Annotated in this window: 17 protein-coding genes; 14 read left to right on the top strand and 3 right to left on the bottom strand. The window is 73.8% G+C overall.

What is annotated here, in order from left to right; all coding sequences use genetic code 11:
* Positions 1-72 precede the first annotated feature (72 nt).
* The 3 genes from ABT026_RS00275 to sucD all read left to right on the top strand — a co-directional run bounded on the left by ABT026_RS00275 (position 73) and on the right by sucD (position 4,632).
* Positions 73-1,242 carry a VWA domain-containing protein gene (locus ABT026_RS00275; protein ID WP_351110997.1) on the top strand — a complete coding sequence of 390 codons (1,170 nt, stop codon included), beginning with the start codon at positions 73-75 and terminating at the stop codon, positions 1,240-1,242.
* A gap of 1,298 nt (positions 1,243-2,540) precedes the next feature.
* The gene (sucC, locus tag ABT026_RS00270; RefSeq protein ID WP_351110537.1) at positions 2,541-3,719 is read left to right on the top strand and encodes an ADP-forming succinate--CoA ligase subunit beta; all 1,179 of its coding nucleotides are present in this window, start codon (positions 2,541-2,543) and stop codon (positions 3,717-3,719) included.
* A gap of 28 nt (positions 3,720-3,747) precedes the next feature.
* Entirely contained in the window at positions 3,748-4,632 is an 885-nt protein-coding gene (gene sucD, locus ABT026_RS00265; protein WP_351110535.1) for a succinate--CoA ligase subunit alpha, read from the top strand.
* A gap of 126 nt (positions 4,633-4,758) precedes the next feature.
* Here sucD and ABT026_RS00260 read toward each other — a convergent pair whose 3' ends face one another.
* Positions 4,759-6,369 (bottom strand): cell division protein PerM, encoded by a 1,611-nt coding sequence (locus tag ABT026_RS00260; RefSeq protein ID WP_351110533.1) that lies wholly within the window; start codon positions 6,367-6,369, stop codon positions 4,759-4,761.
* A 288-nt stretch (positions 6,370-6,657) separates the two neighbouring features.
* On the opposite strand from ABT026_RS00260, the gene ABT026_RS00255 reads away from it, so the two are divergent.
* Complete coding sequence (locus tag ABT026_RS00255) at positions 6,658-7,365, top strand: sigma factor-like helix-turn-helix DNA-binding protein (protein ID WP_351110531.1); 708 nt, start codon at positions 6,658-6,660, stop codon at positions 7,363-7,365.
* Between the two features lie 98 nt (positions 7,366-7,463).
* On the opposite strand, the gene ABT026_RS00250 is transcribed toward ABT026_RS00255, so the two are convergent.
* On the bottom strand, positions 7,464-8,183 hold the full coding sequence (locus tag ABT026_RS00250) for a hypothetical protein (RefSeq protein ID WP_351110529.1): 720 nt from the start codon (positions 8,181-8,183) through the stop codon (positions 7,464-7,466).
* Positions 8,184-8,793: 610 nt separating this feature from the next.
* On the opposite strand from ABT026_RS00250, the gene purN reads away from it, so the two are divergent.
* Together purN and purH are read left to right on the top strand one after the other, a co-directional pair.
* Positions 8,794-9,444 (top strand): phosphoribosylglycinamide formyltransferase, encoded by a 651-nt coding sequence (gene purN, locus ABT026_RS00245; protein WP_351110527.1) that lies wholly within the window; start codon positions 8,794-8,796, stop codon positions 9,442-9,444.
* Positions 9,441-11,021: a bifunctional phosphoribosylaminoimidazolecarboxamide formyltransferase/IMP cyclohydrolase gene (gene purH / locus ABT026_RS00240; RefSeq protein ID WP_351110525.1), complete on the top strand. Its 1,581-nt coding sequence runs from the start codon at positions 9,441-9,443 to the stop codon at positions 11,019-11,021. Before purN ends, purH begins: the two co-directional genes overlap by 4 nt.
* A gap of 90 nt (positions 11,022-11,111) precedes the next feature.
* Here purH and ABT026_RS00235 read toward each other — a convergent pair whose 3' ends face one another.
* On the bottom strand, positions 11,112-11,822 hold the full coding sequence (locus ABT026_RS00235) for an RDD family protein (RefSeq protein WP_351110523.1): 711 nt from the start codon (positions 11,820-11,822) through the stop codon (positions 11,112-11,114).
* A 272-nt stretch (positions 11,823-12,094) separates the two neighbouring features.
* Between ABT026_RS00235 and ABT026_RS00230 the strand changes: the two genes are divergently transcribed.
* The 8 genes from ABT026_RS00230 (at position 12,095) to ABT026_RS00195 (ending at position 21,727) form a co-directional block, all read left to right on the top strand.
* Positions 12,095-12,949: a bifunctional methylenetetrahydrofolate dehydrogenase/methenyltetrahydrofolate cyclohydrolase gene (locus tag ABT026_RS00230; RefSeq protein WP_351110521.1), complete on the top strand. Its 855-nt coding sequence runs from the start codon at positions 12,095-12,097 to the stop codon at positions 12,947-12,949.
* 157 nt (positions 12,950-13,106) lie between these two features.
* Positions 13,107-13,745, top strand: a complete 639-nt coding sequence (locus ABT026_RS00225) for a DUF3017 domain-containing protein (RefSeq protein ID WP_351110519.1) — start codon at positions 13,107-13,109, stop codon at positions 13,743-13,745.
* A 216-nt stretch (positions 13,746-13,961) separates the two neighbouring features.
* Positions 13,962-15,134: a DUF2690 domain-containing protein gene (locus tag ABT026_RS00220; RefSeq protein ID WP_351110517.1), complete on the top strand. Its 1,173-nt coding sequence runs from the start codon at positions 13,962-13,964 to the stop codon at positions 15,132-15,134.
* 395 nt (positions 15,135-15,529) lie between these two features.
* Positions 15,530-16,519 (top strand): malate dehydrogenase, encoded by a 990-nt coding sequence (locus tag ABT026_RS00215; protein ID WP_351110515.1) that lies wholly within the window; start codon positions 15,530-15,532, stop codon positions 16,517-16,519.
* A 414-nt stretch (positions 16,520-16,933) separates the two neighbouring features.
* Positions 16,934-18,628: an AbeC-like domain-containing protein gene (locus tag ABT026_RS00210; protein ID WP_351110513.1), complete on the top strand. Its 1,695-nt coding sequence runs from the start codon at positions 16,934-16,936 to the stop codon at positions 18,626-18,628.
* The gene (locus ABT026_RS00205) at positions 18,618-18,983 is read left to right on the top strand and encodes a hypothetical protein (protein WP_351110511.1); all 366 of its coding nucleotides are present in this window, start codon (positions 18,618-18,620) and stop codon (positions 18,981-18,983) included. The genes ABT026_RS00210 and ABT026_RS00205 overlap by 11 nt, the downstream gene beginning before the upstream one ends.
* A complete protein-coding gene (locus ABT026_RS00200) occupies positions 18,980-20,119 on the top strand; it encodes a serine/threonine kinase C-terminal domain-containing protein (RefSeq protein ID WP_351110509.1) in 1,140 nt (379 codons plus the stop codon). Before ABT026_RS00205 ends, ABT026_RS00200 begins: the two co-directional genes overlap by 4 nt.
* Before the next feature lie 237 nt (positions 20,120-20,356).
* Positions 20,357-21,727 (top strand): thioester domain-containing protein, encoded by a 1,371-nt coding sequence (locus tag ABT026_RS00195; protein ID WP_351110507.1) that lies wholly within the window; start codon positions 20,357-20,359, stop codon positions 21,725-21,727.
* Positions 21,728-21,949: the final 222 nt, after the last annotated feature.

Below are 21,949 nucleotides of genomic sequence, written 5' to 3'. Positions count from 1 at the left end.
ACGGCTTCCACCCCGACGGCTTCCGTCCCGGCCGCGCCCGCAGCGGCTCCGGAAGGCGGGGTGGCGGAGGGCATGACGGAGGACGCGGCGGTGGAGCGGCTGCGGCGCTGGCGGCTGGTCCTCGGCGGTGACCGGGCCGACGGAACCGGTCACGCGCTCGGTGGCCGGGACGCCGCGATGGACGCGGCCCTCGCCGCGCTGTACGGCAGCGGCAAGGAGGCGCGGCCCGGGGGCCGGCCGCGCGGCGGTGAGCGGTCGGCGGGCCTCGGCGGATCGGCGCCCTCCGTGGCCCGGTGGCTGGGTGACATCCGCACGTACTTCCCCTCCTCCGTCGTCCAGGTGATGCAGAAGGACGCCATCGACCGGCTGGGCCTGTCCGCGCTGTTGCTGGAGCCGGAGATGCTGGAGGCGGTGCAGCCGGACGTCCATCTGGTCGGGACCCTGCTCTCGCTCAACCGGGCGATGCCGGAGACCACCAAGGAGACCGCGCGGGCGGTGGTGCGCAAGGTGGTCGAGGACCTGGAGAAGCGGCTCGCCCACCGGACCCGGGCGACGCTGACCGGCGCGCTCGACCGCAGCGCCAGGGTCAGCCGGCCGCGTCACCACGACATCGACTGGAACCGCACGATCGCGGCCAACCTGAAGAACTACCTCCCCGAGTACGGCACCGTGGTGCCGGAGCGGCTGATCGGCTACGGGCGGGCGTCGCAGTCGGTGAAGAAGGAGGTCGTGCTCTGCATCGACCAGTCCGGCTCGATGGCCGCGTCGGTGGTGTACGCGTCGGTGTTCGGGGCGGTGCTGGCGTCGATGCGCTCCATCGCCACGCGGCTGGTCGTCTTCGACACCTCGGTCGTCGACCTGACCGACCAGCTCGACGACCCGGTGGACGTCCTCTTCGGCACCCAGCTGGGCGGCGGCACGGACATCAACCGGGCGCTCGCCTACTGCCAGTCGCAGATCACGCGCCCCGCCGAGACGGTGGTGGTGCTGATCAGCGACCTGTACGAGGGCGGCATCCGGGACGAGATGCTCAAGCGGGTGGCGGCGATGAAGGCGGCCGGGGTGCAGTTCGTGACGCTGCTGGCGCTCTCCGACGAGGGGGCACCCGCCTACGACCGCGAACACGCGGCGGCGCTGGCCGCGCTCGGGGCGCCGGCGTTCGCCTGCACGCCGGACCTGTTCCCCGACGTGATGGCGGCGGCGCTGGAGAAGCGGCCGTTGCCGATACCCGACGTGGCCTGAGCGGGCCGGCCGCCGGGGTGCCCGAACCGCGGGTCGGTGACGGTGCCGCGGCAGTGCCGGGCTGGGGTGAGCCGTGTTCGGGCGGTCCGAGTCGGGGGACACCGCGTGCCGGCAGCGGGCAGGACGGTTCCGTGCAGGGCTGCGTCGTGAGGGGTCACCCTTCCGGGTGGGGTTTCGGGCGGTGAGTTGACTGCCGGGTTGGCCGGTGCGGGGTTCCGGCGGGGCACGCGGCGGGGGCCCCGCCGCGTTGCGGGGGCGTTGCGTGCATCCCCGGCGTCCGGGCGGGGTGGTGGGGGTTGCCTCGGTGTCCGGGGGGGCCGCGCCTCCCACCGGCGGGTGTCCCCGGTCTCCTGCGGGAGGTCGAACGGGTCCGGCCGGACGCTGCGTGGGGCAGGGGCGCAAGGCGCAGTTCTCTGGCCGCCTGGGGATACGGCTCCCGGGGCACGGCTCCGCCATCGGCGGGGGTCCGTCGAGTGGATGCCGCTGCGCCGGTTCTGCCCCACCTCGGCGGCCGGGATGCTGAAGAGCTGAGGCCTCGGTTCCTGGGCGACCGACCGCCGCCCAGGCGTGGAGGCGGGAGAGCTGGGGTGGCCTCGGGCTTGCGGTGCTTGGTCCAGGCGCGGGCGGCGGGAACGTCGAGTGTCCCGAGCCGCAGGCGGCAGAGGACCGCCGCGCGCCCTCGAGCCACGCGGTCGACGGGCTTGCGGCGGCGGGCCCCGAGGTTGACGGCCTCGGCGCGCCGACGGCACCCGCTCGCCCACCGGGGCCGGCCACCCGCTCACCTGCCCGGGCCAGGCACTCGATCACCCTCGGGCCGGGCAACCGGCCCCACGGCGCCCCTCACTCGGGTCCCAGCCCGCGCACCGGCCCCGGAGCGCCGCCCACTCGGCCCCCCAGGCCACCCACCCGGCCCCCAGGACACACATCGGCTCACCCCCGGGTCCGCCCCGGCCCCGGTGCCACCTACCTCACCGGTCCCCAGGTCACCCCGTCCACCGTCCACCCGGCGAGGGGGACTTCCTCACCCGAACGGGACTGACGCGGTGAGGTCGGCCGAGGGGGGCCGAAGGGGCCAAAACCGGTGATCACCTGCGACAACATGTGACCGTTATCACCGCTCATGTGTGATGCCCTAATTAGAGCCCTCGCGGGTGGCGGGGATACCCTGCCGGACGGACATGCCGCGCGCTCGGACACCGTGTGCGCCCCCCTTGTGACAACAGCGGACGTCACGTTGCCCTTCGCGGCACGCCCACGCATCCAACGAACCGCGAGATCACTGATAGGGACGGAAGCGCGTGGACCTGTTCGAGTACCAGGCGAGGGACCTCTTCGCCAAGCACGATGTACCGGTGCTTGCCGGTGAAGTCATCGACACGCCTGAGGCGGCGCGCGAGATCACCGAGCGGCTCGGCGGCAAGTCTGTCGTCAAGGCGCAGGTGAAGGTCGGTGGCCGCGGCAAGGCCGGCGGCGTCAAGGTGGCCGGCTCGCCCGACGAGGCCGTCGCCCGCGCCAACGACATTCTCGGCATGGACATCAAGGGCCACACGGTCCACAAGGTCATGCTGGCGGAGCTGGCGCCGGAGATCGCGGAGGAGTACTACGTCTCCTTCCTCCTCGACCGAGCCAACCGCACCTTCCTCTCCATCGCCTCCGTCGAAGGCGGCATGGACATCGAGGAGGTGGCGGCCAACCGCCCCGAGGCCGTCGCCAAGACCCCGATCGACGCGATCGACGGTGTCACCCCGGAGAAGGCCCGCGAGATCGTCGAGGCCGCCAAGTTCCCGGCCGAGGTCGCCGACAAGGTCGCCGCCGTCCTGGTGAAGCTGTGGGACGTCTTCATCAAGGAGGACGCCCTCCTGGTCGAGGTGAACCCGCTGGCCAAGGTCGCCTCCGGTGACATCCTCGCCCTCGACGGCAAGGTCTCCCTGGACGACAACGCCGAGTTCCGTCACCCGGACTTCGAGGAGCTCCACGACAAGGCCGCGGCGAACCCGCTCGAGGCCGCTGCCAAGGAGAAGGGCCTCAACTACGTCAAGCTCGACGGCGAGGTCGGCATCATCGGCAACGGCGCCGGCCTGGTCATGTCGACCCTGGACGTCGTCGCGTACGCCGGTGAGGCCCACGGCGGCGTGAAGCCGGCCAACTTCCTCGACATCGGTGGCGGCGCGTCCGCCCAGGTGATGGCGAACGGCCTGGAGATCATCCTCGGCGACCCGGACGTCCGCTCCGTGTTCGTCAACGTCTTCGGTGGCATCACCGCCTGTGACGAGGTCGCCAACGGCATCGTCCAGGCCCTGCAGCTCCTCGAGGAGCGCGGCGAGAAGGTCGAGAAGCCGCTTGTCGTCCGCCTCGACGGCAACAACGCCGAGCTGGGTCGCAAGATCCTCAGCGACGCCAACCACCCGCTGGTCCAGCGCGTCGACACCATGGACGGTGCGGCCGCCAAGGCCGCCGAGCTCGCCGCCGCCAAGTAAGCACCGAGGACGAGGACATCCACACACCATGTCTATCTGGCTCAACAAGGACAGCAAGGTCATCGTCCAGGGCATGACCGGTGCCACGGGCATGAAGCACACCAAGCTCATGCTCGGCGACGGCACCAACGTCGTGGGCGGCGTCAACCCGCGCAAGGCGGGTCAGACCGTCGACTTCGACGGCACCGAGGTACCGGTCTTCGGCTCCGTCAAGGACGCCATCGACAAGACCGGCGCCGACGTCACCGTCATCTTCGTCCCGGAGAAGTTCACCAAGGACGCGGTCATCGAGGCGATCGACGCCGAGATCCCGCTGGCCGTGGTGATCACCGAGGGCATCGCCGTGCACGACAGCGCCGCGTTCTGGGCGTACGCCGGCAAGAAGGGCAACAAGACCCGGATCATCGGCCCGAACTGCCCCGGCATCATCACGCCGGGCGGCTCGAACGTCGGCATCATCCCGGGCGATATCACCAAGCCGGGCCGCATCGGCCTGGTCTCGAAGTCCGGCACGCTGACGTACCAGATGATGTACGAGCTGCGTGACATCGGCTTCACCACCGCCGTCGGTATCGGTGGCGACCCGATCATCGGCACCACGCACATCGACGCCCTGGCCGCGTTCCAGGACGACCCCGACACCGACCTCATCGTGATGATCGGTGAGATCGGTGGCGACGCCGAGGAGCGTGCCGCGGCGTACATCGCCGAGAACGTGACCAAGCCGGTCGTCGGCTACGTCGCGGGCTTCACGGCGCCGGAGGGCAAGACCATGGGTCACGCCGGTGCGATCGTGTCCGGCTCGTCCGGCACCGCGCAGGCGAAGAAGGAGGCCCTCGAGGCCGCGGGCGTGAAGGTCGGCAAGACGCCGACCGAGACCGCGAAGCTGGCCCGCGAGATCCTCGCCGGCTGACGCCGCCTCTCCTCTCCGACGGGCCCGCGCCCGGGGTACACCCCCGGGCGCGGGCCCGCGGCCGTTTCCTGCCCGCCGCCGTTTCCTGCCTGCGCCGGTGACCGCCCCGGCGGGGTCGCGGGCCGGTCACCGGCGGAGGCGGTCCCAACGGGTCAGGAGGGCCGAAAGGAGGGCGGGGACAAGGGTCCAGGCGGTGGTGGCCAGGCCGGTCCGCCACCAGACGGGGCCGAAGGCGGCGAGCGTCCCGTGGCCCAGCGGACCTCCGGCCAGGCCCGCGAGGACCGCCAGCGCCGCGCCGCACAGCAGGCAGCCGAGGGCTGCCAGGACGGCGGTGCGCAGCCAGGGCCAGGGCGTCCGAGCCGCGGCGGCCCGCCGGGCGACGCACACGCCGATCGCCACCCCCGCCAGCAGCGGCAGCACGGCAGGCAGCCAGGCCACCACGTCACCCACCCCGTTCACGGCACCGATCCCGTTCACGGCGGCACCCACCCCGTTCGCGGCGTCCGCGCCGGCCGCCACGTCCGCCCCGGTCCCTCCGGCAGGGCCCGCGCCCTCCCGCGGGGCCGTCCCGGTCGGTACCGCGGCGAGCCACGGGAAGACCGGCAGGCGCGGCACCGTTCCTCCGGCCCCGAGGGGCGCGACCAGGGCGGGCCCGAGCAGGAAGCCGGCGCCCGTCGCGTACGCGGCCGCCCACACCGCCGCGTTCGGCAGCAGTGCCAGGCAGAGCAGCAGCAGGGTCACGCCGCTCACCCAGCCTCCGGCGAGCCGGCCGAAGGCCGCCCCCGCGTCGCCGGCGTGCAGCACGAGCGCGATCACCGACAACAGCGCTCCGCCGCAGACCAGCACCGCCGCGCCCTCCCCGGCCGCCCGGAACGCGGCGCCCAGCCGGCGGCCCCGGTCGGCGCGGCCGAGGAGGAGGTCGGGCAGACGTCCGCCGGTCCGGTCCACCGCGCGCCGCAGGTGGTCGGACCCGGTCCACATGCCGGAGAGGGACACCCCGGCGGCCAGCGCGGGCAGCCAGAGGGTGGTCCATCCCCAGCCGGGTCGGTACCCGCCGCCCGTGGCGTACAGCGCGGCGAGCAGGCCGACCGCCACGTATCCCGCCGTCACCCCGGCCCAGGCGACGCCCGGGGCCGGGGGAGCGTCGTCGTCGGTCCGGTCGCCGTCCTCGGCGACGGACCGTCCCGCCCGGTGCAGCAGCCACACCGGGAGGGCGGTGAGCAGCAAGGGGCCGACGCCCATCGGCGCGGGCACGCCGGAGAGGGTGTCGGTGCGGATCAGGTCGACGCCGTGGGCCGACAGCCAGAGCGCTGCCGTCGTGTGCAGCGCGTTGCCCGGGCCGCTGCCGGGATAGGGCGAGGTCATCCAGAGGAACAGGACCGGCACGGCGAGGACGACCAGGCCGGTGCCGGCCGCGGTGAGGCCGGCCACCGGCGTCGACAAGGGCGGCAGCGACTCCAGGCGGACGCGGGAGCGCCACCCCGCGCGGTCCGTGCCCTCGCCCGACTCCCGGTCCGCCCCCGTGCCCCTGCCCGCCGCGCCGACGACCGCCGCGCCCAGTGCCGCGCGGCCCAGGAGCAGCCGCAGCCGGAGGCGGAGGACCAGCCGGAGCAGCAGCCCGACCAGGAACCGCCGGGGCGCGGACGGCGTCGCGCACGGCGGAGCGGCCGATCGTGCGGGCGGCGCGCCGCGGAACTGAGCCCCGACGGGCTGGGCTCCGCCGGGTTGTGTCCCCACGGGCGGCGCACCGCCAGGCTGCGCCGAAGCCGGACCCGAAGCAGGGTCCGAAGCCGGACCCGAAGCAGGGTCCGAAGCAGGACCCGGAGCCGGGTCCGGAGCAGGACCCGGAGCGGCATCCGCGGGGGAGGACGCGGACGAGACCGCGGGGGGCGGTGGTGGAGAGGAGGACGGCGGGGGAGAAGGCGGCGGGGGAGGCGCGGTCTGGGACACCTCGCCATGCTCCCAACGGCACCCGCATTCCTCGCGTAACAGGCACATACGGGACGTGTCGCCCATCATGCGCTTATGGGTTTTATCGAGCGGACGGGTGACGAGGTGACGTCCCTGACGCCGGAGGAGGCGTTCGACGCGCTGTACGCGTCGTGCGCCCCGACCCTCGTCCGGCAGACGTACCTGCTCACCGGGAGGCACGGTGTCGCGCTGGAGTGCGTGGAGCGGGCGTTCCGGGACGCCTGGCACCGCTGGCCGGAGGTGGCGCTCGACCCCGACCCGCCGGGCTGGGTGAGGGCGGTGGCCCACGACCACGCGTTGTCGCCCTGGCGGCGCACCGGACGACGGCGCCGACGGCGGCAGCGGACCCTCGCCGGTCCGCGGGTGGCCCCCGCGGACCGGGCGCTGCTGGCCGCCTTGCGCGACCTGCCGCCGCTGCACCGGCGCACGCTGCTGCTCTACGACGGCCTCGGGCTCGACCTGCCCGAGACGGCCGCCGAGACCGAGGCCTCCACCGCGGCGACGGCGAGCCGGCTGTGCCGGGCCCGGGAGGCGGTCGCGGTCCGGCTGCCGGAGCTGGCCGACCCCGGGACGCTGCGGCGGCGGATGGCGGAGGCCGCGCAGGTGGCGACCTCCAGGACCCGGACCAGGCCCTCGCGTCCGCCGGTGGTCCGGCACCGCGCGGAGCGGCTGGCCCGGTGGTGGACCGCTGCGGCGGCGGTCGTGACGGCGGTGCTGGGGGTGCTGATCCTGGCCGGGCTGGTCACCGCGGCCACCCGCTAGGAGGAACGGGATCGGCGCCAGGAAAGGGGGAAGGGGCGCCGGTGGGCCGGCGCCCCTTGGTCAGCTCGTCAGCCTCCCGCTTCTCACCTGGACGCTTCTCACATGGACGCCGTGAGGCTGTCGCGGAGGTTGTCCGGGACGCTGTCGGGGAGGTACCTCTCGCAGGCCTGGCGGGCGTCGCGGGTGAGCGCGTCGTCGGTGCAGACGTAGAAGTCCCGCAGGAACACCTGCTGGGCGAGGATGAACAGCAGCACCATCAGCAGCGAGATCGACCCGGTGACGATGCCGACGATCGCCGCCCGCCGCTGCGGGTTGCGCCCGCTCGAGGCCGCCGGGGATCCGGCGGCGGTGGCCGCGGCCCCGTCCGCCGGGCGGTCCGGGTCCTGCGGGCGGGAGGGCGTGCGCAGGGCGCTGATGCCCCAGTAGAGGGCGAGCACACCGAGCAGCAGCGCGACGTACGGCAGCCCGAAGAGCATGAGGATCAGGGCCCAGGTGCCGCTGAGCAGCGCGTAGCGGGCGCGCCGCTGGGCGGGGTCGGTGGGGTCCCAGCGCAGGCCGGGTCCGCCCGGTCCGTCGCCGGAGCCGCCCTGGCCGGATCGGTTCCCCTGGCCGGATCCCTCGGGGCGCTGCCCCCAGCCGGCCCAGCCGCCGCCACCGCCGCCCTCGGGCTGCCGGTCGCTCCAGCGGCCCTCCTGCGAGGGCTGGTTCTCCGGCGGCGGCGCGAACGGGTTGTCCTCGTCGGCCGGCCGGCGGCCGTCGGCGTCACGGTGGTCGTCGCGGGCGGGGGAGCCGGACTCGGAGGGCTTCCGCAGCAGCACGCCGCCACGCTCCCCTCCCGGCGAGGCATGCCCTCGCGTACCGGGCGCGAGGCGCGTGGCGAGGGTGAGGAGTCGCGGGCTGCGGCGGTCGGGCATCGGGTGTGCGTCTTCCCCTTGGCTGGAACTGGCTGGAACTGGCTGGAACTGGGTGGAGCGGGATGCGGAACGGCGGTGCGGTGGATGCGGAGCGGCGGCGGGTCTGCGGAAGCGGCGGCGTTCGGGTCTCGGGTGGGTGGAGGCGGGACGGCTGGATCCGGTGGGCGGCCTGAGGTCTTGGCGGCGCCGCCCGAAGAGCGAGGGGAAGGGCGTCGCCGATGTGCCGTGCGGCACATCCGGCGCCGGGGACGACCCCAGGCCCGGGCCCCCTGCCCTCTTCGGAACGTGTGGCGCACCTGGGACGTTCCCGCCCGGTGCCGCGTCGCACACGGCAGACGGTACCGCCCGGCTCCGCCCCCGTCCCGTGGGGGCGTCCGAAGTGCCGGGTATCGTTGCTGCCGGTCGACCGCTTCGTAGACTTCCCCGAAACCGGGGCGCGAAGCATTCGTACGTCCGCACAAAGCCGCGCGTACGACCGGCCGGTATCGCCGCTCTCCCGAGAAAGGCCCCCGCCGTGGCCGCCGCCCAGCCGCCCGCGCCCGAGTCCACCGGCGTCAAGCGCCTCGTCGTGCTGGTGTCCGGATCCGGTACGAACCTCCAGGCACTCCTCGACGCGATCGAGGAGACCGGCACCGAGGAGTACGGCGCCGAGATCGTCGCCGTCGGCGCCGACCGTGACGGGATCGAGGGACTGGCCCGTGCCGAGCGCGCCGGGCTGCCGACCTTCGTCGTCCGGGTGAAGGACCACGCCACCCGCGACGAGTGGGACGCGGCGCTCGCCGGGGCCGTCGCGGCCCACCGGCCCGACCTCGTGGTCTCGGCCGGCTTCATGAAGATCGTGGGCAAGGAGTTCCTGGCCCGTTTCGGCGGGCGGTTCGTCAACACGCACCCTGCCCTGCTGCCCAGTTTTCCCGGAGCCCATGGCGTGCGCGACGCGCTCGCGTACGGCGCCAAGGTCACCGGATGCACCGTCCACTTCGTCGACGACGGCGTCGACACCGGCCCGATCATCGCCCAGGGCGTGGTCGAGATCCGGGACGAGGACGACGAAGGCGCTCTGCACGAGCGCATCAAGGAAGTCGAGCGAAGGCTGCTCGTCGATGTCGTGGGGCGTATCGCCCGCAACGGCCACCGCATTGAGGGACGAAAGGTAGTTATCCCGTGACCGCCGACAGCACTGTCACGACCCAGCGGCCCATCCGTCGCGCACTGGTCAGCGTCTACGACAAGACCGGTCTCGAGGAGCTCGCCCAGGGCCTCCACGAGGCGGGCGTCGAGCTGGTCTCCACCGGCTCCACCGCCGGCCGGATCGCCGCCGCAGGCGTCCCCGTCACCAAGGTCGAGGAGCTCACCGGCTTCCCGGAGTGCCTGGACGGGCGCGTGAAGACGCTGCACCCGAAGGTCCACGCCGGCATCCTGGCCGACCTGCGGCTGGAGAGCCACCGTCAGCAGCTGGACGAGCTGGGCGTCGCCCCGTTCGACCTGGTGGTCGTCAACCTCTACCCGTTCCGCGAGACCGTCGCCTCGGGCGCCTCGGCCGACGAGTGCGTCGAGCAGATCGACATCGGCGGCCCCTCCATGGTGCGCGCCGCCGCCAAGAACCACCCCTCGGTCGCCGTGGTCACCAGCCCGGCCCGCTACGCCGACGTGCTCTCCGCGGTGAAGGGCGGCGGGTTCGACCTGGCCGCGCGCAAGCGGCTGGCCGCCGAGGCGTTCCAGCACACCGCCTCCTACGACGTGGCCGTCGCCTCCTGGTTCGCCTCCGACTACGCCCCGGCGGACGCCGACTCGCAGTTCCCGGACTTCCTGGGCGCGACCTGGCAGCGCAGCCACACCCTGCGCTACGGCGAGAACCCGCACCAGCCCGCCGCCCTCTACCTCTCCGAGGGCGCCGAGGGCGGCCTGGCCGGCGCGGAGCAGCTGCACGGCAAGGAGATGTCGTACAACAACTACACGGACACGGATGCCGCGCGCCGTGCCGCGTACGACCACGACGAGCCCTGCGTCGCGATCATCAAGCACGCCAACCCCTGCGGCATCGCGGTGGGCGCCGACGTCGCCGAGGCGCACCGCAAGGCGCACGCCTGCGACCCGCTCTCCGCGTTCGGCGGCGTCATCGCGGTCAACCGGCCGGTCTCGAAGGAGATGGCCGAGCAGGTCGCCGAGATCTTCACCGAGGTCGTCGTCGCGCCGGACTACGAGGACGGCGCCGTCGAGATCCTCGCCCGGAAGAAGAACATCCGCGTGCTGCGGGCTCCTGAGGCCCCGTCCGCGCCGGTCGAGGTGAAGCCGATCGACGGCGGCGCGCTGCTGCAGGTCACCGACCGGCTCCAGGCCGACGGCGACGACCCGGCCAACTGGACCCTGGCCACCGGCGAGGCGCTGTCCGAGGCGGAGCTCGCCGAGCTGGCGTTCGCCTGGAAGGCCTGCCGCGCGGTGAAGTCCAACGCGATCCTGCTCGCCAAGGACGGCGCCTCGGTCGGCGTCGGCATGGGCCAGGTCAACCGCGTCGACTCCGCCAAGCTGGCCGTCGAGCGGGCCGGCGAGGAGCGCGCGCGTGGCTCCTACGCCGCTTCCGACGCCTTCTTCCCGTTCCCCGACGGGCTGGAGATCCTCACCGCGGCGGGCGTCAAGGCCGTGGTGCAGCCGGGCGGTTCGGTCCGTGACGAGCTGGTGGTGGAGGCCGCGCAGAAGGCGGGCGTCACCATGTACTTCACCGGTACCCGGCACTTCTTCCACTGACGGATCCACCGGCCGCCGCGAGGCGGAACGAACGACGGCGGCGCACCCCGGAGCTCCGGGGTGCGCCGCCGTCGTACGGGCGGGGATCCGTCAGTGCTTGCCGAGGACCATGGTCGACGCGGCCTTGTCGTGCCAGCCCTGCTGGCGGCCGGAGTTGTCCCAGAAGGGGGACAGGTACACCAGCAGCTGGCCGATGCCGCAGAGGAAGGCGCCGACCGTCGGGATGATCCAGCGGATGAAGGAGGAGCCCAGGCCGGGCTTCTGGCCGGTGTCGGCCTTCACCACGCGCAGGCCGAGCGCCAGCTTGCCGACGGTGGCGCCGACCAGACCGATCATCAGCCACTCGTAGAGCAGGGTGAAGATGACGAAGAAGCCCATGACCGCGAAGATCGGGCCCATCATGTCGCTCGCGGCATCGTCGATGCAGGACTGGTAGGACGGCGTGCCCATGAGGCTCTCGCACTCCGAGAGCGAGTCGCTCGCGCCCAGGACCCCGACGCCCAGCAGGATGCCGTAGATGACGCCGATGATCACGCCGTCGATCAGACGGGCCAGGAAGCGCATGCCCATCGACGCGGGCGGGGGACCCTGCTGGTAGCCGCCCTGGCCGCCCGCCGGGTAGCCGTAGCCGGACTGCGGCGGGATGCCGGGCTGCTGACCCTGCTGCGGGTAGCCGTACCCGGGCTGCGGCTGCTGCGGCTGGCCGTACGGGCTGCCCGCCGGCTGCTGGGGCTGGCCGTAGGGGCCGCCCGACGGCTGCTGCGGCGCGCCGTAGGGGTTGTTGGGATCGCCATAGCTCATGGGTGTTGCCTTTCTCCGGGTACTCGACGCTCGACAGGGCGACGACGGGCGAACGTCTGCGGAGGAAGGTGCACGTGGCGGTGGCCCCCCGGTACTGCCCGCTGCACTGCCGTTTCATCGTTCTGCACCCGTTCTGTGCTGTCCACCCGCAGGCGTGACCTGTTGCGGAAGCGCAACCTGGGGATGACGGGGGGCCGGCGGGCCGGCGGCGCGCCCCGGCCGGCCGTGGACCTGTTTTGAACAGGGCCGGGTCCATCCGGGAGGATGGAGGCATGAGCGCCCAGATTCTCGATGGCAAGGCCACCGCGGCCGAGATCAAGTCCGAGCTTGCCGCCCGTGTGGCGAAGCTGAAGGAGAAGGGCGTCACGCCCGGTCTCGGCACCCTGCTGGTGGGGGACGACCCCGGCAGCCACAAGTACGTCGCCGGCAAGCACCGTGACTGTGCCCAGGTCGGCATCGCGTCCATCCAGCGCGAGCTGCCCGCCACGGCCACCCAGGAGGAGATCGAGGCGGTCGTCCGCGAGCTGAACGAGGACCCGGACTGCACGGGCTACATCGTCCAGCTCCCGCTGCCCAAGGGCATCGACGAGAACCGCATCCTCGAGCTGATGGACCCGGACAAGGACGCCGACGGCCTCCACCCGATGAACCTGGGCCGCCTGGTGCTCAACGAGCCCGCCCCGCTGCCCTGCACCCCCAACGGCATCCTCACGCTGCTGCGCCGCTACGGCGTGGAGACCAAGGGCGCCGAGGTGGTCGTGGTCGGCCGCGGCGTCACCATCGGCCGTCCGATGCCGCTGCTGCTGACCCGCCGCTCGGAGAACGCCACGGTCACCCAGTGCCACACCGGCACCAAGGACCTGGCCGCCCACCTCCGGCGCGCGGACATCGTCGTCGCGGCGGCCGGTTCGCCGCACCTGATCCGCGCCGAGGACATCAAGCCCGGCGCGGCGGTGCTGGACGTCGGCGTGTCGCGCAACGACGAGGGCAAGATCGTCGGCGACGTCCACCCGGACGTGGCCGAGGTGGCCGGCTTCCTGTCCCCCAACCCGGGCGGCGTGGGCCCCATGACCCGGGCGCTGCTGCTGGTCAACGTGGTCGAGGCGGCGGAGCGCCGTGCCGGCTGAGTCGCGGGGCGGGCACGGGGCGACGGACGCGGACCGAGTGCCGGACGGTTCGCCCTCCCCGGACACCCGGCAGACGCGGGACACCCCGAGGGCTTCGGCCTCGACCGCGGCCTCCGCGGGGGCGCCTGGCGCCCCGGCGGCGCCTGACGCCGCGAAGGTGTCCGACGCCACCGAAGCCGCGGACGCCACCGAAGCCGCGGACGCCGCGGAGGCGCGGGACTCCGGCGCCGCGGAGGCGCGGGGCTCCGGGGATGTCCCCGACGCCGCCGAGCCGGGGGAGTCCGCCGAGGCCTCCGACGGCGCCGGGCCGCGGGACGACGCCGAAGGGCCCCGTGCAGGGGACCCCGCCGGGCCTCCCGTGGTGCGGGACGCGGTCAGCGCGCCCGACGCGCAGGGGCGTCCGCGGCGGGTCACCCGCCGGTTCCCGCTGTTCACCCGGGACACGGCGCGACCCGAGGGCGGCGGCCGCGCCGCGCCCAAGGACGCGCCGGCGCCGGCCCGGCAGTGGCCGATCCTGCTGGTCAGCACGGTGGCCGCGATCGGGCTGCTGATCACCGCCTTCGGCCTGTTCCGGGCCGGGACCGTGGTGATCGGCTGCGGGCTCCTGCTGGGCGCGGCGCTGCGCTGGACGGTGCCGAACGTCGGCATCCTGGCGGTGCGTTCGCGGTTCACCGACGTGGTGACGTACGGGCTGCTGGGCGTCGTCATCGTGCTGCTCGCGCTGATGGTCGAGCCGGAGGGGCTGGAGATTCCCTTCCTGAAGGACCTGCTGCACTTCACCGTCGACGAGGGCTGACCGCGGGGGGCCGCCCGCCCGGCTCCCCGCCCCTCGCGCCCCTCGCGCCCCTCCGCTCCCGCCCCACCCCGCGCGCTCCCGCGCGCCGGTGCCGGGTACGGGAGGTGTTCTCCCACAACGCCTCGTATCGGGCTAACGTGGTCGGGACGTCCGGAAATGCCGTGTGCGGGGGAGGCACGCGGCAGGGGGCCGGACGCTCGGGCAGAGGGGGGAACCATGCCGCGTTGGAAGGCGTTGCCGGAGGAGCTCGATCCCGAGGTCAGGGAGCTCACGGCCGCGTTGCGCATGCTGGTGGACCGCGGCGGACCGGGTATCGCGGCGGTCGCCGACAGCACCGGGTACAGCAGGACGTCCTGGGAGCGCTACCTCAACGGACGGCTGCTGCCGCCGAAGGGTGCGGTGATCGCCCTCGCCGAGGTCACCGGCGTCAACCCGCTGCACCTCACCACGCTGTGGGAACTGGCGGAGCGGTCGTGGAGCCGCGCGGAGATGCGGCACGACCTGACCATCGAGGCGATGCGGATCGCCCAGGCCCGCGAGGGGCTGGACCAGTTCGCGGGCCCGGCCGCGCGGCCTCCCGCGACCGCCTCCGCCGGCCCGGTCACCACGCCGGACTCCGCCGCCGCCCCGCCGTCCACGGGGGCCCCCGCGCCGAGCGCCGCCTCGCACGAGCTGTACGACGCCCCGGGCGCCGCGGCGCCCGACCTCCCGGGCGCCGCGGCCGCCCAGGCGCGGACGTCCACCCCGGCATCCGCGGGCACCCCGGCAGCCGTGGGCACCACCACCCCCGTCGCCGAGGCGCCGCCCCCGCCCGCGCCCGCGCCCACGTCCACCGCCGGTGCCGGCACCGGAACCGGAACCGGCGACACGGGTGCCCCCCGCGCTCCCGGCCGGGCGAACCGCGCGGTGACCTTCCTCGCCGGGACGGTCGGCGCGCTGCTGATCGTCGGGGCGGCGGTCTTCCTCACCCAGGCGGACCCCGAGGACGAGGCCAGGGCAGCCGATCACGGGAGCTCGTCCGCCCCGGCCGGCGGGGAGGCGTCGCTGCCCGACGGGGTGCGGTGCCAGGGTGCGGGATGCGCGGGTGAGGACCCGGAGGCCATGGGCTGCGGCGGGCAGCGTGCGACGACCGGCCGGAGCATCACGGTGGGCGCCGCCGTGCTGGAGGTGCGGTTCAGCGAGGTGTGCGGCGCGGCCTGGGCCCGCGTCACGGGCGCCGCGACGGGGGACGCCGTGACGATCGGCGCCGAGGGCGCCCGCGCCCGGGAGCGGAGGACGGAGGTCGGCCAGGATCCGGACGCGTACACGCCGATGGTGGCGGTGCGGCGCGCACAGGACGCGAAGGCCTGCATCACCCCCGCCAAGGGGCGTACCGCGTGCACGGGTTGACCCGTTCGGCTCACGTCGGCGCGCCGCGCGCATAACCTCGTCCGGTGGGGGAAGGCAAGCCAGATCCCCCCACGGGATGCGTGCCCGGCGAGGCGGCGCCTCGCGGATCGCCCTCGCGCCGGGCACGTACGGCCCGTGGTGCGCCCGCGCGGAGCATCGCACCGCCGGACGGCCTGTGGTCCGGGCCACAGTCACCCGTCCATAACGGGGCGGCGGAGGCGCGATAGCCTGACGCCCGGATCTCTTGACGCCAAGAGATCGATCATTTGTATGGTCGATCGATCATCATGGTGGGCAGCCGGGCCGACCGTCCGGGAGCCGCCTCGCGACAGGCGCCGGGGATCCCGCACCCCGGGGCGGACCGCCCCACCGCCTGCTGTCCTACGGAGAACGCCATGACCCGCACTCCCGTGAACGTCACCGTCACCGGCGCGGCCGGCCAGATCGGTTACGCCCTGCTCTTCCGCATCGCCTCCGGCCAGCTGCTCGGCGCGGACGTGCCGGTCAAGCTGCGCCTGCTGGAGATCACCCCCGCGCTCAAGGCCGCCGAGGGCACCGCCATGGAGCTCGACGACTGCGCCTTCCCGCTGCTCCAGGGCATCGAGATCACCGACGACCCGAACGTCGCCTTCGACGGCTCCAACGTCGCCCTGCTGGTCGGCGCCCGCCCGCGCACCAAGGGCATGGAGCGCGGTGACCTCCTCGAGGCCAACGGCGGCATCTTCAAGCCGCAGGGCAAGGCCATCAACGACAACGCGGCCGACGACATCCGCGTCCTGGTGGTCGGCAACCCGGCCAACACCAACGCCCTGATCGCCCAGGCCTCGGCCCCGGACGTCCCGGCCGAGCGCTTCACCGCGATGACCCGCCTGGACCACAACCGCGCGCTGACCCAGCTGGCGAAGAAGACCGGCACCTCGGTCTCCGACATCAAGCGCCTGACCATCTGGGGCAACCACTCCGCCACCCAGTACTCCGACATCTACCACGCCACCATCGGCGGCAAGAGCGCCGTCGAGGTCGTGAACGACGAGAAGTGGCTGGCCGAGGAGTTCATCCCGACCGTCGCCAAGCGCGGCGCCGCGATCATCGAGGCCCGTGGCGCGTCCTCCGCCGCCTCCGCGGCCAACGCCGCCATCGACCACGTCCACACCTGGGTCAACGGCACCGAGGAGGGCAACTGGACCTCCATGGCGATCCCGTCGGACGGCTCCTACGGCGTCCCGGAGGGCCTGATCTCCTCCTTCCCGGTCACCTGCAAGGACGGCAAGTACGAGATCGTCCAGGGCCTGGACATCAACGAGTTCTCCCGCGCGAAGATCGACGCCTCCGTCGCCGAGCTCTCCGAGGAGCGCGAGGCCGTGCGTTCCCTCGGCCTCATCTGAGCCCGAGCCACGCGGAGCAGCATTCCCCGACCCCCTCGCGGAGCACTCCCCGACCGCCCCGGCCGCCCTTCACGGGCCGCCGGGGCGGTCGTGCGTCCGGTGACCGGTCCTGATCGCTGCGTGACCTTTCCCGGTTGCACCTGTCACTCCCGTCGCCTAGATTTCACGCCTCAACTGCCGTGCGCTTCAACTACCGCGCGTGGCAAGCGTGTTCGCGTATCGGGGGATCCGCTTGACCGTCCCGTCAGTCCCGCAGCAGCCCACCGGGCCGGGCCTTCCTCAGCAGCCCTCCGACACGGGCCTTCCGCAGCCCCCTCCCGAACCCGTGACGCCGGTCGCGGTGCCGCCCACGCGAGCGAGGCCGGACGGCTGCTGTGCGCGGGCGCCTACCTGGACTCCCGCTACCGCGACCGGGTGATCGAGGAGCTGTGGCTCAACGAACAGCGGGTGGCCGCGCCCTCGCTCGGGTTCGACGCCGCCCGGGTGCTGGCACACGCCCTGCGTGCCCGCCGCGTCGAGCTGGCCTGGGCGCTGGGCATCACCGCCCTGTGGGCCCTGGGCATGCTCGCCACCCAGGGCATGCTCGTCGTCTTCCTCGTCCCCAGCGTGCTGCTGGCCCTGGCCGCCCGGCTGCGCGGCGAGGACCGGACCGCGCCGCTGTACCGGCGGATCCCGGCGTTCTGGATGCGCTGGTGGGGACGGCTGCTCCTGGTCCTGTTCGGCTGGAACACCCTCGGCGCGGCGTTCGGCCTCGGTGAGGAGGACAGCGGACCGGGCTACGGCGACTCCTCGTACGGGGAGTCCGGTTACGGCGGCTACGGCTACGGCTCCACGGACGCCCCGGTCGACTTCGACGGCGTGGCCGGGTTCCTCACCGGCACCGGCTCGTCGTCCGGCACCGCGGCGCAGGCCTGGCTGCTGATCGTCGTCTTCGCCGGCCTCGCGCTGTGCGCGGCGGCCCAGCGCGGCCGGTTCGCGCGCGCGGTGACCAACGAGCTCTCGCCCGCCCGGTTCCCCGACGCGGCCACCGACCCCGCCGAGCTCCCGCAAGGGCCGCGGTTCCAGCGGCTGATGGGCCGCATCCGGCGCGAACAGCACCAGAACCTGGTCATGTACAACGTGGCCCGGCCGTTCTGCGGCGCGGGCACGCCGGTCGACACCTGGATCCTCGCCGTCGAACTGCGCCCGGCCGACCGGACGAGCAAGCCCGCGCCGATCAGCAACCGGGTGGTGCTCGACCGGGTGCGGCCGCTGCTGGAGGAGCTGCGCAGGCCGCCGCAGGGCGGGCGTCCCGGCCGTGACCGGCTGCGCGGCCTGGAGGTCGACGAGTGCGTCTTCCTCCCTGCCGAAGGGCTGCGCCGCCGGGACGACGCGCCCTACGGCGACGCCTCGCTCGCCGAGCACATCGAAGGATCCGTGGAGGAGGGCGCCGAACGGCGGCGCCACTTCCTGCGGATCCGGGTCGGCGGCTGGGAGGAGGAACTGGTCGTCACCGTCTTCGTGCGGGTGCACACCCAGGGCAAGATCCTCATGCTCGAGGTCGCCCCGCACGTCCTCGCGCCGGTGCGCCAGGACTTCCAGGACGTCGACCGCGCCGCGCACCGGCTGCTGTCGAGCAACCTGTTGGCGAAGGCGGCCTGGGCGATGGCACGGGTGCCGAGCTCCCTGGTCCGTTCGCTGATCGTCGTGGGCAAGTACCTCGCCGACAGCTGGGCGCTGGCGACCGGGGGCAACGCGGCCGCCCTCGCCGAGGGGCCCGCGCGCTCGGTGCGGGAGCTGGGCGCCGCGGACGACGGTTCGCTCTTCCAGCGGATGGACGCCGCGCGGTACCTGAAGGCCGTGCAGGACCGGGTGGCCCACGGCGTGCGGCAGGCCCTGGCGGACGGCGGTTACCAGACCGACGAGTTCGTCCAGCAGATCGTCAACGTCAGCAACGGGGGCGTGCACATCGACAGCGTCGAGGGCAGCACCTTCGCCGTCGGCGAGCACGCCACCGCGTCCTCCACCACCTCGGCCGGCGCCCCCGCCTCCGCCTCCGCCTCGACCAGCGCCCCCGCCGTCTCCGGCGGGAAGGCGGCGCAGAAGGGATCCCAGGGTCATGAGCAGTGACGAGCCCACCGTCCGGTTCGGCAAGGTCACCAGAAGCACCTTCGCCGTCGGCAGCCACGCCCACGCCGAGTCCCACCACCACGCGGCGGGCCGCGAGGAGGTCCAGGACCAGGAACTCCTGGAGGCGCTGCGGGAGCTGAGGGCCGAGCTGACCGGCCGTCCCCAGTCGCCGGCGGTCACCGGGATCAACGAGGCCATCGACGAGGCCGAGGACGAGATCACCCGCACCGGCCGGGCCGGTGAGGGCCGCCGGGCCCGGCTGCGCGAGCGCCTGGAGTCGGCCGAGGGCATCACCAGCTGGATCTCGGCCGCCGCCACGGTGGCCGCGATGCTGGGGGTGGGCGGGGCGTCATGAGACCCGCAGGGACAGGCGCCGCGCAGCGCTGGAACGAGGACGCGCAACGGTGGGAGTACCCCGGCGACGGCGCGGGCCGGGCGACGGTGTCGTCCCCGCCGCTCCCCTCGCCCCACCCGTCTCCGCCGTCGACGTCTCCCCTGTCGACGACGACGCTGCTGCCGAAGCCGCCCACGCCGCCGGTGCCGCCCGCGCCACCGGCCGACGGGAACGCACCCGCGCACCCTGGCGCCCCGCCCGTGGCGCCCGGCGCGCCGGTCGCCTTCACGCGGACGCCGCCGACGCCGGCCGCCCCGCCGGACGCGCCCGGCCCGCCGTTGCCGCTGCCCTCCGCCTTCTCGCCGACCGTCGTCCTGCCGGGTCCGCCCGGCGACGGCACGCCCCATCCGCCCGCTCACGGCATGCCGGGCGCGCCCGGCGACGGGGCTCCCGGCGTCGGCGCGCCGCCCGGCGGCCGCCGGCGGATGCTGCGGGTGGCCGTCCCGGTCCTGGTCGTCGGCGCGCTGGCCGGGGCGGCGCTCGGATGGCACCTGGTCCGTGACGACGAGGCCGCCCCCGCCGCCGGGTCCGCGCGGGCGACCGGCGCGGCCGCGGAGCCGGGGAGCACCGACGGCACCGCCGCCGCACCCGAACCGGCCGCCACGCCGGAGGAGTCTCCCTCCCCGGAGGCGAGCGGGGCGCCCGACGGCTACCGCCTCGTGGAGGACCCGGCCGGCTTCGCCCTGGCGGTGCCCGAGGACTGGACGCGCGACGAGCGGGACAGCGGCGTCTTCTACACGCCGGGGAACGACGGCTCCCTGATCCAGGTCTTCGAGGTGACCGAGCCCGGGATCACGCCGCGGAGGTCGCTGGAGGCGGCCTCGGAGCACCTGGACGCCCAGCCCGGCTACCAGGAGATCTCCCTCGAGGGGACGGGCCGCCCCGAGGGCGCCTCGGACGCCGTGGGGACGGACGCCGCGGAGCTGGTCTACGCGTACGACAGCGAGGAACTCGGCTTCCGCAAGCAGGTCGTGGACTGCGTCTTCACCGCCGGGGACGGGACGATGTACGCCGTGCTGGTCGCCGGCCCGGCCGACGAGTGGCCGGTGCAGGAGGAGCAACTCGCGGTCGCCCTGGCGCACTTCGCAGTGGACTGAACCGGGCCGTACCGTGCGCAACTCGGACAACGGGCGGTCACGGCAGGGATTTTGCGTCCCGTAGGAACCACAGGTTCCGACGTGTGATTATCATGTGGCACTCGGCCGCGTTCGCGGCCGCTCACAAGCACCCCCATGTTGCGGGGAGTTGCAGATTTCGCGGGCTGGTGTGCGCCTTCCGTCAGTCTCTCGTTGCCCCGACGCGACGTGACGCCGCCATGCCCGGAGGGGAAACGTATGTTCCGTGTACGGAGACGTGCCACCGCGCGGCTGTCCGCCGCGATCCTCGTCGCAGGCCTGAGTGTCGGCGGCTCCCTGGCCACGGCCGGCCTCGCCGCCGCCGACGGCCAGACCACCGCCGGCGGCACGCTGGCGACGCTGAAGCCCGGCCTCTCGTTCAGCGGTGGCGCCACCATCGACGGCAAGAACGTCAGCGCCGGCCTGTTCACCATGGACGTGCAGGGTGGTGGCACGCTGCAGAGCTACTGCATCGACGCCCACACGCCCACCAAGACCAACGCGCAGTACCAGGAAGTCGCCTGGGCCCAGTCCTCGCTGCACGCCAACCAGGACGCGGGCAAGATCCACTGGATCCTGAAGAACTCCTTCCCGCAGGTCGGTGACGTGGCCGCGCTGGCCAAGTCCGCCGGCATCACGGGCGAGTTCACCAAGAACGACGCCGCCGTCGGCACCCAGGTCGCCATCTGGCGCTACTCGGACCACGTCAAGGCGGAGGCCAAGGACGCCGAGGCCGAGCAGCTGGCCGACTACCTGGAGAAGGCCGCCCAGTCCCTCCAGGAGCCCGGCGTCTCGCTGTCGCTCAGCTCCAACGCCGTGGCGGGCCAGGCCGGCGACAAGCTCGGCCCGGTCACCGTGGACACCAACGCGGGCAGCGCGGCCGTCAAGGTCGAGGGCGCCGGCGTCAAGGTCGTCGACGCCTCGGGCAACGCGATCACCAGCGCGTCCGACGGCACCGAGCTCTACGTCGACGTCCCGAAGGGCACCGCGGCCGGTACCGCGCAGGTGACCGTCGAGGGCTCCGCGCAGCTCTCGGTCGGCCGCGCCTTCACCGGCGTGGGCGTGAAGACCCAGACGCAGATCCTCGCGGGCTCCTCGGAGAACAAGGTCGCGTCCTCCTTCACCGCCTCCTGGGACGACAAGCAGACCGTGGGCGCCGTGCTCGCGGCCGAGGCCGTGAAGAACTGCGCCAAGGGCGGCGTCGACGTCAAGGTCACCAACACCGGTGACGAGGCGGGCGAGGTCTCCATCGGCGGCGAGAAGCACACCGTCGAGGCCGGCAAGGACGTCACCGTCACCGTTCCGGTGAAGGAGGACGCCGAGTACAGCATCGCCGTCACCGGCCCGAACGGTCTCGACCAGACCTTCACCGGTGTCCTGGACTGCCAGACCGCCAGCGAGGGCGGCTCCGCCAGCCCGGAGCCCTCGGCCGCGCCGAGCCCGGCCGGCGACAAGGGCGACTCCGCCGACAGCAACCTGGCCGAGACCGGCAGCAACAGCGCCACCCCGGTGATCGCCGGTGTCGCCGTCGCGCTGGTGGTCGTCGGTGGCGTCACCATGCTGGTGCTGCGCAAGCGCAAGACCGCCTGACCCACGGGCCGGGTGACCCGGCTCCGCCGGGGTGAGCGCAGGTCCTGACCAGCGAGCGTTCACAGCGACCACATGAAGGGGCGGTTCCCCGCAACAGGGAACCGCCCCTTTCGCGTGCCCGGAGAACCCTGCCCCCCACCCCCGGTTTGTCATGCACACCTAATAATTGCCACGGGTATGCCCGGAATGCCCACCGGATTCGGTGACTCATTCCACTTTCCC

The organism is Streptomyces sp. NPDC002734 (assembly GCF_040295685.1).
Classification (GTDB): domain Bacteria; phylum Actinomycetota; class Actinomycetes; order Streptomycetales; family Streptomycetaceae; genus Streptomyces.
Note: the sequence above shows the minus strand (reverse complement) of the source record. Positions and strands in the feature narration are given on the sequence as shown.

Coding starts and splice junctions, on each gene's coding strand:
- ABT026_RS00275 (WP_351110997.1), top strand. CDS start 73: ATGACGGAGGACGCGGCGGTGGAGCGGCTGCGGCGCTGGCGGCTGGTC.
- sucD (WP_351110535.1), top strand. CDS start 3,748: ATGTCTATCTGGCTCAACAAGGACAGCAAGGTCATCGTCCAGGGCATG.
- ABT026_RS00255 (WP_351110531.1), top strand. CDS start 6,658: ATGGGTTTTATCGAGCGGACGGGTGACGAGGTGACGTCCCTGACGCCG.
- ABT026_RS00235 (WP_351110523.1), bottom strand. CDS start 11,822: ATGAGCTATGGCGATCCCAACAACCCCTACGGCGCGCCGCAGCAGCCG.
- ABT026_RS00230 (WP_351110521.1), top strand. CDS start 12,095: ATGAGCGCCCAGATTCTCGATGGCAAGGCCACCGCGGCCGAGATCAAG.
- ABT026_RS00220 (WP_351110517.1), top strand. CDS start 13,962: ATGCCGCGTTGGAAGGCGTTGCCGGAGGAGCTCGATCCCGAGGTCAGG.
- ABT026_RS00215 (WP_351110515.1), top strand. CDS start 15,530: ATGACCCGCACTCCCGTGAACGTCACCGTCACCGGCGCGGCCGGCCAG.
- ABT026_RS00205 (WP_351110511.1), top strand. CDS start 18,618: ATGAGCAGTGACGAGCCCACCGTCCGGTTCGGCAAGGTCACCAGAAGC.
- ABT026_RS00200 (WP_351110509.1), top strand. CDS start 18,980: ATGAGACCCGCAGGGACAGGCGCCGCGCAGCGCTGGAACGAGGACGCG.
- ABT026_RS00195 (WP_351110507.1), top strand. CDS start 20,357: ATGTTCCGTGTACGGAGACGTGCCACCGCGCGGCTGTCCGCCGCGATC.